14 protein-coding genes are annotated in these 15,158 nt (G+C 42.5%); 7 read left to right on the top strand and 7 right to left on the bottom strand.

All coding sequences use genetic code 11. The annotated features are described in order from the left end of the window. Nucleotides 1-222: 222 nt before the first annotated feature. From MKX97_RS04000 to MKX97_RS03990, 3 genes are all read left to right on the top strand, one after another. Nucleotides 223-732 (top strand): antibiotic biosynthesis monooxygenase, encoded by a 510-nt coding sequence (locus tag MKX97_RS04000; RefSeq protein ID WP_009765875.1) that lies wholly within the window; start codon nt 223-225, stop codon nt 730-732. Between the two features lie 145 nt (nt 733-877). Further along, nucleotides 878-2,041 carry a M20 family metallopeptidase gene (locus tag MKX97_RS03995; protein ID WP_342537014.1) on the top strand — a complete coding sequence of 388 codons (1,164 nt, stop codon included), beginning with the start codon at nt 878-880 and terminating at the stop codon, nt 2,039-2,041. 156 nt (nt 2,042-2,197) lie between these two features. Next, entirely contained in the window at nt 2,198-2,734 is a 537-nt protein-coding gene (locus MKX97_RS03990) for a competence protein ComK (RefSeq protein ID WP_009765877.1), read from the top strand. Here MKX97_RS03990 and MKX97_RS03985 read toward each other — a convergent pair. From MKX97_RS03985 to MKX97_RS03970, 4 genes are all read right to left on the bottom strand, one after another. Further along, on the bottom strand, nt 2,697-3,074 hold the full coding sequence (locus tag MKX97_RS03985) for a hypothetical protein (protein WP_040758371.1): 378 nt from the start codon (nt 3,072-3,074) through the stop codon (nt 2,697-2,699). The genes MKX97_RS03990 and MKX97_RS03985 overlap by 38 nt on opposite strands. Before the next feature lie 171 nt (nt 3,075-3,245). After that, on the bottom strand, nt 3,246-3,809 hold the full coding sequence (locus MKX97_RS03980) for a nuclear transport factor 2 family protein (protein ID WP_009765879.1): 564 nt from the start codon (nt 3,807-3,809) through the stop codon (nt 3,246-3,248). A gap of 74 nt (nt 3,810-3,883) precedes the next feature. Beyond that, nucleotides 3,884-4,564: a response regulator transcription factor gene (locus tag MKX97_RS03975; RefSeq protein ID WP_040758372.1), complete on the bottom strand. Its 681-nt coding sequence runs from the start codon at nt 4,562-4,564 to the stop codon at nt 3,884-3,886. Nucleotides 4,565-4,592: 28 nt separating this feature from the next. Beyond that, nucleotides 4,593-5,741, bottom strand: coding sequence for a sensor histidine kinase (locus MKX97_RS03970; protein ID WP_221837541.1), 1,149 nt, complete (start codon nt 5,739-5,741; stop codon nt 4,593-4,595). A 148-nt stretch (nt 5,742-5,889) separates the two neighbouring features. Here MKX97_RS03970 and MKX97_RS03965 point away from each other — a divergent pair, with 148 nt between their 5' ends. Together MKX97_RS03965 and MKX97_RS03960 are read left to right on the top strand one after the other, a co-directional pair. Continuing rightward, nucleotides 5,890-6,522 carry a YigZ family protein gene (locus MKX97_RS03965; protein WP_009765882.1) on the top strand — a complete coding sequence of 211 codons (633 nt, stop codon included), beginning with the start codon at nt 5,890-5,892 and terminating at the stop codon, nt 6,520-6,522. 186 nt (nt 6,523-6,708) lie between these two features. Continuing rightward, entirely contained in the window at nt 6,709-7,752 is a 1,044-nt protein-coding gene (locus MKX97_RS03960; protein WP_009765883.1) for an LCP family protein, read from the top strand. A gap of 95 nt (nt 7,753-7,847) precedes the next feature. On the opposite strand, the gene MKX97_RS03955 is transcribed toward MKX97_RS03960, so the two are convergent. Then, nucleotides 7,848-8,891: an MraY family glycosyltransferase gene (locus MKX97_RS03955; protein WP_009765884.1), complete on the bottom strand. Its 1,044-nt coding sequence runs from the start codon at nt 8,889-8,891 to the stop codon at nt 7,848-7,850. Between the two features lie 405 nt (nt 8,892-9,296). Between MKX97_RS03955 and secA2 the strand changes: the two genes are divergently transcribed. Both secA2 and MKX97_RS03945 read left to right on the top strand, forming a co-directional pair. Then, entirely contained in the window at nt 9,297-11,663 is a 2,367-nt protein-coding gene (gene secA2, locus MKX97_RS03950; RefSeq protein ID WP_078817231.1) for an accessory Sec system translocase SecA2, read from the top strand. Further along, a complete protein-coding gene (locus tag MKX97_RS03945) occupies nt 11,660-12,568 on the top strand; it encodes an accessory Sec system S-layer assembly protein (RefSeq protein ID WP_078817230.1) in 909 nt (302 codons plus the stop codon). The genes secA2 and MKX97_RS03945 overlap by 4 nt, the downstream gene beginning before the upstream one ends. A gap of 347 nt (nt 12,569-12,915) precedes the next feature. On the opposite strand, the gene MKX97_RS03940 is transcribed toward MKX97_RS03945, so the two are convergent. Both MKX97_RS03940 and MKX97_RS03935 read right to left on the bottom strand, forming a co-directional pair. Further along, nucleotides 12,916-13,395: a C40 family peptidase gene (locus tag MKX97_RS03940; RefSeq protein WP_009765887.1), complete on the bottom strand. Its 480-nt coding sequence runs from the start codon at nt 13,393-13,395 to the stop codon at nt 12,916-12,918. Nucleotides 13,396-14,446: 1,051 nt separating this feature from the next. Beyond that, nucleotides 14,447-15,151 (bottom strand): glucosamine-6-phosphate deaminase, encoded by a 705-nt coding sequence (locus MKX97_RS03935; RefSeq protein WP_040758899.1) that lies wholly within the window; start codon nt 15,149-15,151, stop codon nt 14,447-14,449. Nucleotides 15,152-15,158: the final 7 nt, after the last annotated feature.

The following is a 15,158-nucleotide window of genomic DNA, read 5'->3' as shown; positions in this document are numbered from 1 at the left end:
ATGTATAGCGAATTGCCCCTTTGTCATAATTTTGTGCTTTGCTTCTTGACCACTTCGCCATGTTTTAGACAATCATTCCCCCTAACTAACTTACTTTGAGTTTGATTTTTAGTATTAAGGGGAACTATCTACTATAGAATACACAAACAGGATAAGATAGAACACGATCGACTGGATTCAGCCGTTTAATTCGTATGTTACTAGCCAAAGGAGGAACTATTGATGAATATTTATATGACAACAGGAACTATTGACTTTATGGAAAAGGTTAAAGAAAAGTACAAGAACGAATCGATCATCTTAATGAATGGCGGTGGTCATACACTTTTGCTTCACGAAACAAGTGGAGCGTCCGTTTTCCAAACTCCAAGAAAATATGAGGTTGTAGGAGCAGAAGGGCAGCTTTCTGAGAACGGATATTATGCTTTGGATAACGTTGCAGTCACCGACGAAGGCAAACCGATTTTTGAACATCACTACAAAACGATGGGCACTAAATTGAAAGACCTTCCAGGTTTCATTGCTTTTCGTCTGTTACGTCCTATCGGTTCCGACACGTACATCATACTGACTGAATGGACAGAGAAGCGGCTTTATGAACTATGGCATAACTCCCCTGGTTCAAAACTTTCCAACCCTAATAATTTTAAAGACCAAGGCGGAGCCACTTTGCATATTTTTTCGAGCGCACCTTATACCGCCACATACAAAACACCTACTGAGGAGATTTGACGTATCCACGTCAAACCTTCTTTTCCTCCTTCAGCTCTGCTTTCGCCTGAATTGTCAGACTGCCCTATTTGCGGCTGTCCTTTCGCATTGCTATACTAGTAGCTAGGATGCATAGTTTCGTACTTAGGTTGAAAGGGGAATTTTGATGAGAGATTTATTATTCAAGAAATTAGAACAATCGTATGATGACATGGTAGAGATTCGCCGCCATTTACATATGAACCCCGAAATTTCATTTAAAGAAGAAAAGACTGCTGCCTATATTGCGGATTTTTATAAACAATTAGGTGTTGACGTTCGTACTGGCGTTGGCGGCAATGGAGTTGTGGCTAAAGTTAAAGGCGGAAAAGCTGGAAAGACTGTCGCGTTGCGTGCTGATTTTGATGCATTGCCTATTCAAGATCAAAAAGACACACCTTATGCTTCTAAAGTTCCGGGAGTCATGCACGCTTGCGGCCATGACGGCCATACTGCGACACTTCTCCAGCTTGCGAAGGCAATCCACGAAATGCGAGAAGAGTTGGCAGGTGAATATGTGTTTATTCACCAGCACGCAGAAGAGCTGGCTCCTGGCGGTGCGATCGCCATGATTGAAGACGGTTGTCTGGATGGAGTAGATGTCATTTTTGGTACGCATCTTTGGTCTTTGTTTGAGTCGGGTGTCATTTATTATGCAGACGGTCCGATCATGGCAGCACCCGATCGTTTCCACTTCACTATTCAGGGAGCTGGCGGACACGGCGCCTCTCCTCACCAAACAAAGGACGCGATTGTCATCGGCTCCCAATTGGTCATGAACTTACAGCAGATCGTCTCTAGACGTGTTGATCCCATTGAATCGGCAGTCTTATCTGTCGGATCATTCATTTCGGATAACGCATACAACGTCATTGCCGATCAGGCAGTGATCGTTGGGACGGTTCGGACATTCACACAAGAACTCCGTGATTTGATGGAACAGGAGATTCGCCGCGTCGCGGAAGGTACCGCTATTGCAAATGATTGCCAGATTAAAGTAGAGTATACCCGCGGCTATCCTGCAGTAGTCAATCATGTCAAAGAAACAATTTTCCTTAAATCTGTCGCTGAGTCAATTCCTGATTTGGCAGGTGTTGAAGAAATGAAACCACAGATGGGTGGAGAAGATTTTGCTTATTACCTGGAAAAAGTACCGGGCACCTTCTTCTTTACAGGAGCTAAACCGACGGACGCATATCCTCACCATCATCCTCGATTCGACATCGATGAAAAAGCGATGATGGCAGCGGCAAAAACTCTCGGCGCTACAGCAATCGAATACCAAAAGTGAACGTAGGCTGTCAACATATTTTATTCTGTTGGCAGCCTTTTTTCATGTAATTAACTAAATAATTCACCTTTTCTGTATTTTGTTGTTGATTTTAGTTTTTTCTGTCATATAATGAGAGAAACACTTATATTGTCCTATGAAAGAGGAGGGTACGCTATGGTAAATCAACAAAATTTATCGTCTTACGTAGTCACATTTCATACTTTTGCATTACTTCACGGGCAACATTCGAATCCTTACTATACAAAAGTAGTAGAAAATGATCGAACTTTCATTGTCGAGAAAACACCTTTGGAAATCATGAGGGATTCTTGCACGCATTATCGTACAAATTTCGATTCGATTATCAACAGTTCAAAAAGCGACTTAAAGAAACGGCCTAAACCGCCGATCATGCTGACCCATTCAAACGATCGGCCGCTGCTGTTTTTTCCTTTATTGTCCCCATCGCTCCATAAAAATTCTTGGATTGCCTATCATGCCGTAAAAGATGCGCACCAGCATAAGGATGGAGTCTCGGTCGTTCTAAAAAATGATACTCGGATGTCTTTAAACACTTCCATCGCTACGGTCTATCGGCAACTTGCACTGTCGCATTTCCTTTCCGAGCGTTTTGATAACGCTCAGGAAGAACTGAGAAGTTCTTACTATATGATCATGGAGCCAAAAAATTCTGACTCTCCAATTTCCTGAGATACTGATTTAATAGCTCTTCTGTACGGTTCCGCAAGCGTACGTTTAAGTAACGGCGGTAGTCTTCATAGCCATCATGCACGAATAGATATTCTGTGAATAACTCATCTGAAGATTGGCGGATTACTTTCATCTTGTGCTGCCGCAAATATACAGCAGTTTTTTGCAAATCTGTCGTTACCGAATTCATTGCATCTTCCAGCAAATTCAGATAGGGACTTTTCAGTTTAAAGGGGACTTTTTCCACTAATTGTCGATCTCTTTCTAGAATGGTCATTAGCATGGGCAAATAAATATGGTTCTCCAAATACGGCAATGCCTCCGCAGGAATCAAAGGCATAAACATCGCCTCCTATAAGAACTTATGTTCGTATACCGATTATAATTCCTTTAAGCTCATAAAGCAAGCAGTATTAGTATGGTAATTTTTGTTTCTCTTCATACAAAAACTGCACCGCCACTTGTTAGATCATACCTAACAAGCAGGGTGCAGTTTTTGGCTGAATGCCTTTTATTCTTGTGGTTCATCCCCGATAAAATGAATCGAGAAGACTTTCCACGCGCCATCTTCTTTATGGAACACTGTCACTTGGCGACCTTCCGGAACATTTTCTACTCCACTTTCCAAATCAGTAAAAGTCGTTTTCATCGTAGCAAACAATTGAGCTGTATCTTTATCATATTTTACGATTGTTTCGTTATCTGCCTCGCGCTTCATGTCTGTTGTGTTCAGCATTTCTTCTGTCGCTTTACGCTCTTCTTTCAGATCATAACCTTCTTTAGACAACGTAGCCAGATAGCCGTCCACGTCCTTGTTGTTCAACGTTTCAATATATCGGTCGAATGCTGCGAGAATATTTTTCTTTTCTTCGTCCGGAACATCCGATGCCTCTTCGACTTGATCACCCGACATGCTAAAGCCCACTTTGTTATCGTCGACACCATGGTCGATCGCCCCGCTGCCCGGAGCCGCTTCCCCATTGTCGATGTCATTTGGATTGGTTTCTCCCGCATTCGAACATGCACCCAAAATCAGTGCGACGCTAATAGATGCGGCTGCTAATTTTTTCTTCATTTTTTCCTCCTACATATAGAAAAAGACCTTTTAACTTAATTAAGCAAAGGTCCTTTTTCTTTTTGTAAAGATAATTATTTTACTTCTACCCAACCATTTTTAATTGCCGTGACAACTGCTTGTGTCCGGTCGTTTACATTCATTTTTTGTAAGATACTGGAGACGTGGTTTTTCACTGTTTTTTCGGAAATAAACAATGTTTCACCGATCGTCCTGTTGCTTTGTCCGTCCGTCAGCAATTGCAGTACTTCACATTCCCGTTTCGTCAATAAATGAAGCGGACGGCGAATGTCGTTTTGCTGGAAAGATCCCTTATGTTCTCTCTCACTCAAGCGGCGGAATTCTGATACTAAGTTATGTGTAACTTTCGGGTGCAAATATGATCCCCCAGCAGCCACTACTTTGATCGCTTGTACAATCGCATCGGCATCCATCTCTTTCAGCATGAAGCCAAGTGCCCCCGTTTTCAAAGCGTGTGTCACATAGGACTCATCGTCATGAATGGATAGCATGATCACTTTTGCGTCCGGGTATTCCTTCACCAATTGCTCCGTAGCATCTACACCGTTCATACGGGGCATATTAATATCCATTAGTACTACATCCGGCTGAAATTGTTCGAACAATTCAACCACTTCACTCCCGTCATCACCTTCCGCTACTACGTTAAACGACTCTTCAAAGTCTAAAATGCGTTTAACCCCTTCGCGAAATAATTGATGATCATCTACTATTAAAATTTTCGTTGATTCCATGTTCTGTTCCTCCAAGTCTTTATGTAGCTTATCTTTCTTCATCTAGCGGGATTCGGAAAAGAAGCGAAGTTCCTTCATCAATACTCGAAATAACTTTCATTTCTCCCTTTAATAAATCCACGCGTTCTTGCATTCCAATTAACCCAAATGATTTATCTTTCACTTCATTTGTATCAAAACCGCAACCTTTGTCTTTTATGAGTATATTTACAGTTTCACGCAACCACTCGATTTTCACCCAAATTTCATCTGTTTTTGCATGCTTGATGCAGTTATTGACAGATTCTTGAACGAGGCGGAAAATCCCCACTTCAAAGTTGGAATCAAATCTTCTCTCAACTCCACTGCTCTGAAAATGTATAGTTAGTGGTGCTTCATATTCACTAATGGTCGATAAATATTTTTTTAATGTCGGGACAAGCCCCAAGTCATCGAGAGCCATCGGACGCAGATCGTAAATAATGCGCCGCACTTCGGATAGTGCTCCTCTGACTGACTCTTTCAGCTGGGCCAGTTCATACAATGCATTGTCCGGACCTTTTTGCACAAATGTTTTCTCAATCAATCCTGAACGCATCAGTACATTCGCCAGCATTTGAGCCGGTCCATCGTGAATATCGCGTGAAAGTCGTTTACGCTCTTCTTCTTGGGCTTGGATAATTTGAATTGCAAAATCTTGTTTGTGACGAGCAGTTTCAAGTGCCGTACTCACATTTTTCAAATCCGATGTTAAGTAAGTAATCACTGTGGTTACTTGATTAACAAGTTGATCAGCCCTTTCAATTGTAGAGAGCAACATGACAAGTCGACGTTCTAACTCATCACGTCTTGTTCGCAATTGCTTTTCCTCCATTTTATTGACAGAGACGCGTACAAGCAAATCATTTGCCACACTGTAAGCTTGCTTCACTTCATCTTCGCTATAACTGATGAAATTCTTCGACACGTTAGCCAAGCGTTTTCTTGAGTGGCGTGACATATCTTCTAGATAATCGCCTTCAGTTATGACATGGGAAATGCTCTCTTTCACTTCAGCTAGCTCTTTCTGCATCTCTTCAAAACTTTGACGGCTTTGTTCGCTAATTAAAAATATGTCATTTTTCGACTGATCCATTACATCGACCATGTTTTCGAAAATTTTCTCCATTTGTTGGATGTCGATCGCCTTCTCGTTCAAATAACTCCCTCCCGCATCTGTCTATGTAAAAATATGCAAAGTGAGCAGCATTGCAGTTTAGCCTAATTACTTATACACTTCATATAGTATATCATCTAGATGATGTAAAAGTATTATAAGTATATTACAAATGTAGGGGGCACGACAAATGCGAGCTAATTACAAAACTGTAAACCAGTATGGTGAAAGTGAATTCGTGATTCAAAAATCTCGTTTCCTTTCATTTGTCAAAAGAGTAGAAACTGAAGATGAAGCACTCGACTTCATCCAGGATATCAAAAAACAACACCATTCCGCGACACATAATTGTTCTGCATATATAATAGGCGAGCACGATCATATCCAAAAAGCGAACGATGACGGGGAACCTTCCGGCACGGCGGGCGTTCCAATCTTGGAGGTTCTGAAAAAACAACAACTGAAAGACACCGTCATCGTGGTCACACGCTATTTCGGCGGCATTAAACTCGGTGGGGGCGGATTGATTCGCGCCTATGGTAAAGCCGCTTCAGAAGGAATTGCCGCAACAGGCGTCGTAGAAAGAAGGCTGCATCTCTTGACAAAGACTTCTATAGATTATACTTGGTTAGGAAAAGTTGAGAATGAGGTTCGCCAATCTGCCTATCCTTTAAAAGAAATCGTCTATGAAGAGGACGTCGGACTATTTTTATATGTTCCTGCAGAAGATGAAATGACATTTAAAGAATGGATGACAGAGCTGACGAACGGTCAAGCAGAAATCACTACAATCCGTCACAAGTTTCTTGAATTCGCTATTTGAACTACTATACGTTTGCAAAAAAAACAGGTATAATAGCAGAAGATGTAATAGATGATTAATATGTCCTTCTTTCAGTAATCTGACTAATGAAAAAGGCATGAATACTTGACTATGTGTCAGTAAGTCACGGCTGTTTTTGCCCGATTCGCCACTGACGGCCTTTTCTGCCGTACACTTTGGAGGTATATGATGAAAAGAAAAGATTATAAAAAAAGGAAGAAAGCCTCTTCGAAAACTCGGCTCTTCTTAAAAATATTTTTATTTACGTTTCTCGCTGTAGTGGCAGTAGGCGCCGCGTATTTGGCAAAGCTGCATAATCAGACAGTGGATGTATTGGATCGTTCCTACGAGCCACTCGCCAAAAAGGATTCGCAGCAAGAGCTGCGTGTAGAGCCTGCGAAAGACAAAGTTTCGATTCTTTTGGTCGGTGTGGATGAGAGTGAGACCCGTCAAAAAGAAGAGAGTCACGGACGTTCTGACGCATTGATCTTAGCTACTTTAAATCCTAAACAAAAAAGTGTAAAGCTTGTCAGCATTCCTCGTGACTCCTACGTCTACATTCCAGAAGTCAAATACAAAGACAAGATCACACATGCACATGCTTACGGAGGGACAGCTGCTTCCATCGATACAGTGGAAGAGTTATTCGATATCCCGATTAATTATTACGTCAAAATGAACTTCAATGCGTTTATCGATGTGGTAGACGCGCTTGGCGGTGTAGAGGTAGAAGTACCTTATGAACGGATTGAAAAAGATGAAAACGATAAGAATGCAATCCACTTGATGCCTGGCTTGCAACGCTTAGACGGACGTCACACATTAGCCTTAGCACGGACGCGTAAACTCGACAGCGACCTTGAACGTGGTAAACGTCAACAAATGATTCTTCAAGCGATGATCAAAGAAGCAACCTCCATCAAGTCCATTACGAAATATGGCGATGTGATCAACGCTCTCGGTGAAAATATGAAAACTGACATGACATCAAAACAAATGCTTTCTTTCATTGAGTATGTAAAAAGCGGTATGCCTGAAGTAGATACTTTATCATTAAGCGGTTACGATGATTGGTCTACTGGCGTGTATTACTATAAACTTGACGAACGGGATTTGGAAGAAACAAAGCAAATCCTCAAATCACATCTTGGGTTGATTCCTGATTCTTCTTCATTGACGGAGTTGGACACCAACCAAACTTCTCCTCCAAGCGAGGTAGCACATCAGTAAGGAAAAGAGCGAGATGCCATATGGCATCTCGCTCTTTTCCTATTAGTAGACACCAAAAAAGCTCCCATCCGTCATCCGGATGGGAGCTTTCAAATTTATTTACCAATCATACGCACTAAATTCAACAACGGGCGATAATTCGCTCCTGCCAATCCGATCAATTCGACAAACAACTCAATGACGATGAGCATAACTAGTACGAGCAACAATGCCCCCCATACCGTTGCTTGCGAAAACAGTACGGCCACCGCACCGAATAAAATCGCAATTCCATAGATCGTCAATACAGCTTGTCTATGTGAAAAACCTGAACGCAGTAAGCAATGATGCAAATGTGATTTATCTGCTGCTGAAATTGGCTGCTTCATTCGAACGCGTCGTACGATCGCGAAGAACGTATCGGAAATTGGAACACCGAGCATAATAATCGGAATGACCAAGGATACAACCGCAACATTCTTGAAGCCGAGCAATGCCAGTACCGAAATCATGAAGCCAAGGAACAGCGATCCTGTATCCCCCATAAAAATTTTCGCTGGGTGGAAGTTGTAGATCAAAAATCCGAGCGAGCTGGCTGCCAATATAGATGCTGTAGCAGCAACGAAGACATTCCCCATCAGCACAGCCATGACTGTAATGGCAATTAATGCAATGGCAGATACGCCTGCGGCCAAGCCGTCCAATCCATCAATCAAATTGATGGCGTTGGTGATTCCAATAATCCAAATAATGGTGATTGGAATACTTAAATATCCTAAATCCAACTGGCCAATGAACGGCAAGTTAATCATCTCTATTTGCAGACCGCCCCATAGAACGACGACCAATGCAGCTACAAGCTGGCCTGACGCCTTTGCTTTCGCTGTTATTTCAAGCATATCATCTAAAAAGCCAATTATGACAATCAATAGCGCACCGACCAAAATGCCAGCTGCGTGTTCGTCGGATGGCAACAAAATCGCATATCCAATAATAAATGCGCCGAAGATGGCTAGTCCACCAATTCGAGGCATAACTCTCGCATGGACTTTTCGATAATTGGGACGATCAACCGCACCGATTCGAAAAGCGAGTTTAATGACAAGTGGTGTAAGTATGACAGCAGCGATAAAAGCTACAGACATTGCAATGAATAACATGTCTTTCCTCCCCAATTAACAATAAGTTCATATCGCATTTCATTATAGCATGCTTGCTACTAGATTTCACTACTAAGTACACTTTCCCTGTTCGTTCCCTCAATCGCTTGCTTGCAAACTAACATTGCTACTGGTCCTAGCGGGATTTCCGCTAGGATATATGAAGTTAAATGTGCGTGAAGCTACACCTGCGTCATGGTTGAGTTGCTTACCCTGAAACTTCTTGCTCCCAACCACTAAAATAACGAAACTACAACGCAGAATACATAGTCATCTCCCGAACAATACAAAGTTCACACTTCAACCATACAGCCATATTCTAGAGATAGTCTTTTGCCTAGGTTTTTGGTAAAATAGATAGGAATCTCTCATTTGGATAGAGGTTTATAAAGGAGCGTTTAATTTATGTTGAAAATCTTTAAGCGTAAAACTGGGACGAGTGAACGGCAACTGCGGAAATACCGCAAGATTGTGGAGCAGATTAATTCACTTGAGCCTAAATACATTGCCATGTCGGATGATGACTTGTCTGGTATGACTGATCAATTCAAAGAGCAATTGGAAGGCGGAGCTACGATCGAAAACATCTTACCGGATGCTTTTGCTGTAGTGCGTGAAGCTTCCAAACGAGTTCTTGGAATGCGGCATTTTGATGTGCAGCTAATTGGCGGAGCCGTCTTAACGGAAGGTAATATTTCTGAGATGCCGACCGGTGAAGGGAAAACACTCGTTGCTTCTCTCCCCTCTTACGTACGTGCCCTAGAAGGAAAAGGCGTGCATGTCATCACTGTAAATGATTACTTAGCAAAGCGTGACTATGAACAAATCGGACAAATCCATCGCTTCCTCGGATTGACAGTTGGATTGAACGTACCAATGATGCAAGGACCGGCCAAACAAGCGGCCTACCAATCGGATATCACATACGGTGTCGGTACAGAGTTTGGTTTTGACTACTTGCGCGATAATATGGTCCAAGATCCTTCTCAAAAAGTACAAAGACCCTACCACTTCGCTATTATCGATGAAGTCGACAGCGTCTTGATTGACGAAGCAAAAACACCGCTCATCGTAGCAGGTAAAATGCAAGCTGATGCCGATCTGCACCATATTGCGGCTCGCTTGGCAAAACGCTTCAAAAAGGGTGAAGACTTCGAATTTGACGATGCCACAAAAGCTACATCACTAACTGAGCAAGGTATCGAAAAAGTTGAAAAAGCATTCGGTATCGGCAACTTATATGACTTGGATCACCAAACGCTTTATCATTACGTCATCCAGGCTGTACGTGCATTCGTCATCTTTAAGCGCGATGTAGATTATATCGTGCGCGATGAAAAAATCGAGCTGGTTGACATGTTCACAGGTCGAATCATGGAAGGCCGTACGTTGTCGGATGGTCTGCACCAAGCGATCGAAGCAAAAGAAGGCGTGCCCATTACAGATGAAAATAAAGCACAAGCCCAAATTACGATCCAAAACTATTTCCGTATGTATCCAAAACTTTGCGGTATGACCGGAACGGCGAAAACGCAAGAGAAGGAATTCCGTGAAGTATACAATATGGAAGTTATTCAAATTCCGACGAATCGTCCACGTGCGCGAATCGATTCTCCGGACTTCGTATATAAGACGATTGAAGAGAAGTATAAAGCAGTGGCAAGAGAAGTGGCAGCGCGTCATGCGAAAGGACAGCCGGTACTTGTCGGTACAACGTCCATCCTGCAATCGGAAGCTGTTGCAAAGCATCTGCGTGAACAAGGCTTGGATTTCCACCTATTGAACGCGAAAAGTGTCGAGCAGGAAGTCGATTTAATTTCACAAGCTGGGCAACAAGGACATATTACGGTTGCTACGAATATGGCCGGCCGCGGTACAGATATCGTGCTCGGCGAAGGTGTCGAAGAAAACGGCGGATTGTTCGTGCTGGGTACGGAAAAGCACGAGAGCCGTCGTGTCGACAATCAGTTGCGAGGTCGTTCAGGTCGTCAAGGTGACCACGGCGAAAGCCAATTCTATCTTTCATTGGAAGATGAGATGTACATTCGCTTTTCCCCTGAAGAGCTCGAGAAGTTCCTGCCGAAGGTACGCACCGATGAAGACGGCAAAGTGTTAAACCCTGAAGTCCACGAGCTAACAGAGCGAACACAGCGGATTGTTGAAGGGGCTCATTTCTCCATGCGGGAATATAATCTCAAGCTAGATGACGTCATCAATGACCAACGGGAAGTTATTTATTCATTGCGTAATCGGGTACTTGAAAGAGAAGATATTTTCGGAAAGTTGAAGGCGATGCTTTCTGAAACGGTTGAATTTGTTGTACTCGACAGCTGTCCAGACAATGAGATTGCAGATAACTGGGATTTCGAACGGATTGAGCGCACGATGAACGCCTTATTGCTGACTCCTGTCGAATTGCCGAAGTCACTGGATCGAACTTCTGATATCTTGAAACAGTATGATGAAGGAATGGCGGAGTTGTTTGCATTTATTGACTCCTTCACTGATAATGAACAAGTGAGTCAACTGCTCCCTCAAGTCATGCTAGGCTATCTCGATACGATGTGGGTCAAGCATCTTGAAGTGATGACACGCTTAAAAGAAGGAATCGGCTTGCGTTCTTACGGACAAGAAGATCCGATGCGTATTTACCAGCGTGAAGGCTTGCAATTATTTGCCAAGCATTATCAACGTCTGCGTCGCGATATTGCGTCTGAAATTATCGCATTCATGAAGCAACTTAACACACAAGAACAGGAGGTTTCCCAATGAAACTCTTCAACCTATTTAAAAAGACTGAAAAAACTGGGTTAGACAGTACAGTGGAATCCAATGAAATACTAGAGAATGCACAAAGCAGCTCTGGCAACGAAGACATCGAGACGGCACTATCCCTTCATCCGCAATGGAATCTGACACAGGAGCAAGAATATGTGTTTCGTTTCCTCGCGAATGAACTGGAGCCATTAAAACCAAATCAAATCTCTTTATCAGGTATCGATATTGACTTGGAGCCTGCAAACGGTAGCTGGCTTGTCAAAGCGTTTTTCCGTTCTTCGCTCGACCAAGCAATCGCTGTCGGTTCCATCGAATTATTATTGATTGACGAGGAAGGCAATACAGCAGCTTCCGCGGAGTTCGACTTGAATGAACTAGGCGAAATTCCTGCACGCAGCGCACGTCCATGGGTATTTGTATTTGAAAAGAATGATCAATTGGCAGAAGAACTTCCGACTGAAAACTGGAAGCTCGCGTTCAATGTACATTCTATGATGCCACATCAATTGGAGCTTGCACCTTCTTGGGAAGAGCAGCTGCCTGCTGAGCAAAAAGAAGCACTAGCTGAAGTAGTAGCTGGTCTTCCAAAACTAAAACCCCGCGAAGTAAATATCGCAGGGTTCCAAATTCAAAAGCAAGAAGACGGCAATATTGCAGCATCTGTTTTTGTCCGTAACGGTCATTCCAAGCAGATTAATATTGAAAAGCTTCCTTTAGAGTTAATTGATGCAACTGGGGAACTCGTAGCACGGGGAACATTTGAGTTGAATCCCGCGCTTTCTGTGAAAGCGAACAGCACGACTCCTTGGACGTTCATCTATCCGACAGAATTGATTAAAAAGGACGAACCAGATTTCTCACGCTGGACGATCCGCGTACCACAAGATTCTACAAATTAATGAAAAAGAACTGCCCGGAAAATCTATCGGGCAGTTCTTTCATTTTATTGACTGAAAATGTCTACCGATGATCATAAACTACCCGCAAGCGATCATAAACTCCATTCGGCACTCATATCTAGTACCCTGGTGATCATACAAATCCCACAGGCGCTCATAACATCACTGAACTCGATCATAAAGCTACTCCACTCGCTCATAGAGCAATTTACCTCACTGATTTTTGGTGATATAGTTCATAATCGAGTCACTACCCAGCACTTTCCCGATCGTTTACAAGTTATTTAGCTCCTTTTTCTATGTACAAAAAAATCGATCCCCCTATTGGAAGATCGATTGGAATTTTATTATTTAGCTGCGACTTGATGAACGCCAGCGATGCGTTTTGCACCTACATAGCGCTTGCCCCAGTAATATGGATCGTTTAATTTATCTACTCGTACACCTTTAGATGTCGAAGCATGAGCGAATTTTCCGTTCCCTACATAGATTCCTACGTGAGAGACACCTTTACCACTTGTATTGAAGAATACAAGATCACCAGATGTTAAGTTGGATTTTTTCACTGGTTTTCCAGATGCATAAAGACCACTGGAAGTACGTGCCACTTTCAATCCATTTTGATTGAATACGTATCCGACATAACCTGAGCAGTCAAACCCTGCTTTTGTAGTGCCGCCATAACGGTATTTAATACCTGTTAGACTTGTTGCCGTCTTAGTAATATTTGTAGATTTTGTTGAAGCATCTGCTTGTCCAGCGAAAGGAGCGACGAGTAATAAAATAGACATTGCCAAAACTGAAAACGTTTTCTTCAATAACTTCATGTGTTCCTCCGATAATCTTATGTATTTAGGTAACTTGCTAACCTTTTATGTTGTATTAACTCTATCATTTTTCAAACGCCTGCTATATTACAGTTATGTAACAAGAAGATTTCAAAACAGTAATATCCGTTACTTTTGAAACATTTTATTACAATATATTTATCTTTCGATAAAATTGAACATACAAAAGGCTGCTTTTCGTAAAGAAGCAGCCTTCGGATTATAAAAAAAGATTTGGGTATGGTAACGGCACCGTTGATCTACGTTCCAAGCTGACGCTTTCTTATCCCTGACCAAGTGTTTTGTTGAAATTGAAGATAAGAAATAGGGTGACTTATCCGAATAGACTTATGAAATTATAGCTTGCGAACGGTCCGGGATTTCCGTTCCAGACGGTACACTTTCCGGGGGGCGTGGCCTTGAGCCTCCTCGTTCGCTTCGCTTCCTGCGGGGTCTCAAGACGCACGCTGATCCCCCAGGAAAAGCGAAGCGTTAGGAGCACATTTTTGCCTTTCGACCGTCCTCCACTCCAATCCATAGTTAGCATGTAGGGACACATAGCAAGCTCATTGTAGTTTTTTAAGTTCTAAAAAGTGTTTCCATAGTCAAAGTACAAAACTACCATATTTCATTGACTTAGTTTAAGGGCGTTAAGTGATTCAGGAAAATAAACTTTCGGGCAATGTTGCTTATCATTCGCTTTTGAACTTTGGTTACAATGTATAAGAAAGCATCACATTACCACTTAAAAAATTGCAAAGAACAACACTTTAAACTTCCCATAATAAAGTAGGGATTGTAGCGGAAGATGGGCGACTCCTGCGGGATTAGCGTGACAGGTGAGACCCTGGACTGAGCGAAGCGAAGGAAGCGGCTCACCGCACGCCCCGCGGAAAGCGTCCCGTCTGGAGCGCAAATCCCCGGACCTACGCCCATGTTCCTTTCTTGCGTTCTATTCTATAACGCTAATCCAACTTTATCTCATAGGTATTTATCTACAAGCTAAAGGCTGCTTCCTCAGAATTGAGGAAGCAGCCTTTTTTGTAGGACATCAGTCGATTTGCAGATCCGTTATTACCACTACGTCTTCATGACGCAATAGTTTAGTGATTGGCCAGTCGGGTGTGACTTCGCCTTGCTTTAATTTCTCCATCGCTGCTCGCTTTTTCTCGCCGAATGCAACCATGATGAGTTTTTTCGACTTCATGATGGAGGAAATCCCCATCGTTAGAGCCGTGTTTGGAATTTTTTCGTCGTTCTCAAAGTATTGGCTATTTACGCCAAGAGTCGAGTCTGTGAGTGTAGCGACATGTGTTACGGAATCAGGAGAAGTTCCGGGTTCATTAAAAGCAATATGACCGTTCTCTCCTACCCCTAATAATTGAATATCAAGAGGATTGGCGTTTAGTTGCTGCTCATAGTTCTGGCATTCTTTGTCCAGGTCTTCCGCCATCCCGTTTGGTATATGTGTTTCTTTAAAAGGCTTTTTATTGAATAAATGTTGTTTCATAAAGTAGGCATAGCTATTTGGGTTGTTAGCATCTATCCCTACATATTCGTCCAAGTTGAACGCAGTTACTTGTGAAAAGTCCAGGTTTGAGTTGGTCCATTCCTGATAGACCGGGATCATCGTGCTGCCTGTCGCTAGTCCAAGTACGTTTAGTCGATTGTTGCGGAGCTCTTCTTCAATAATTTTATAAACTTCTTTTGCTCCTTCTTCAGGACTTTTTACTGTGATCCATTTTAAGTTTTCCATCTTATAC

Origin of the sequence: Sporosarcina sp. FSL K6-3508 (assembly GCF_038615825.1) — a bacterium.
In the GTDB taxonomy this organism is placed as follows: Bacteria; Bacillota; Bacilli; order Bacillales_A; family Planococcaceae; genus Sporosarcina; species Sporosarcina newyorkensis.
This window is presented reverse-complemented; position numbering and strand designations above follow the sequence as displayed.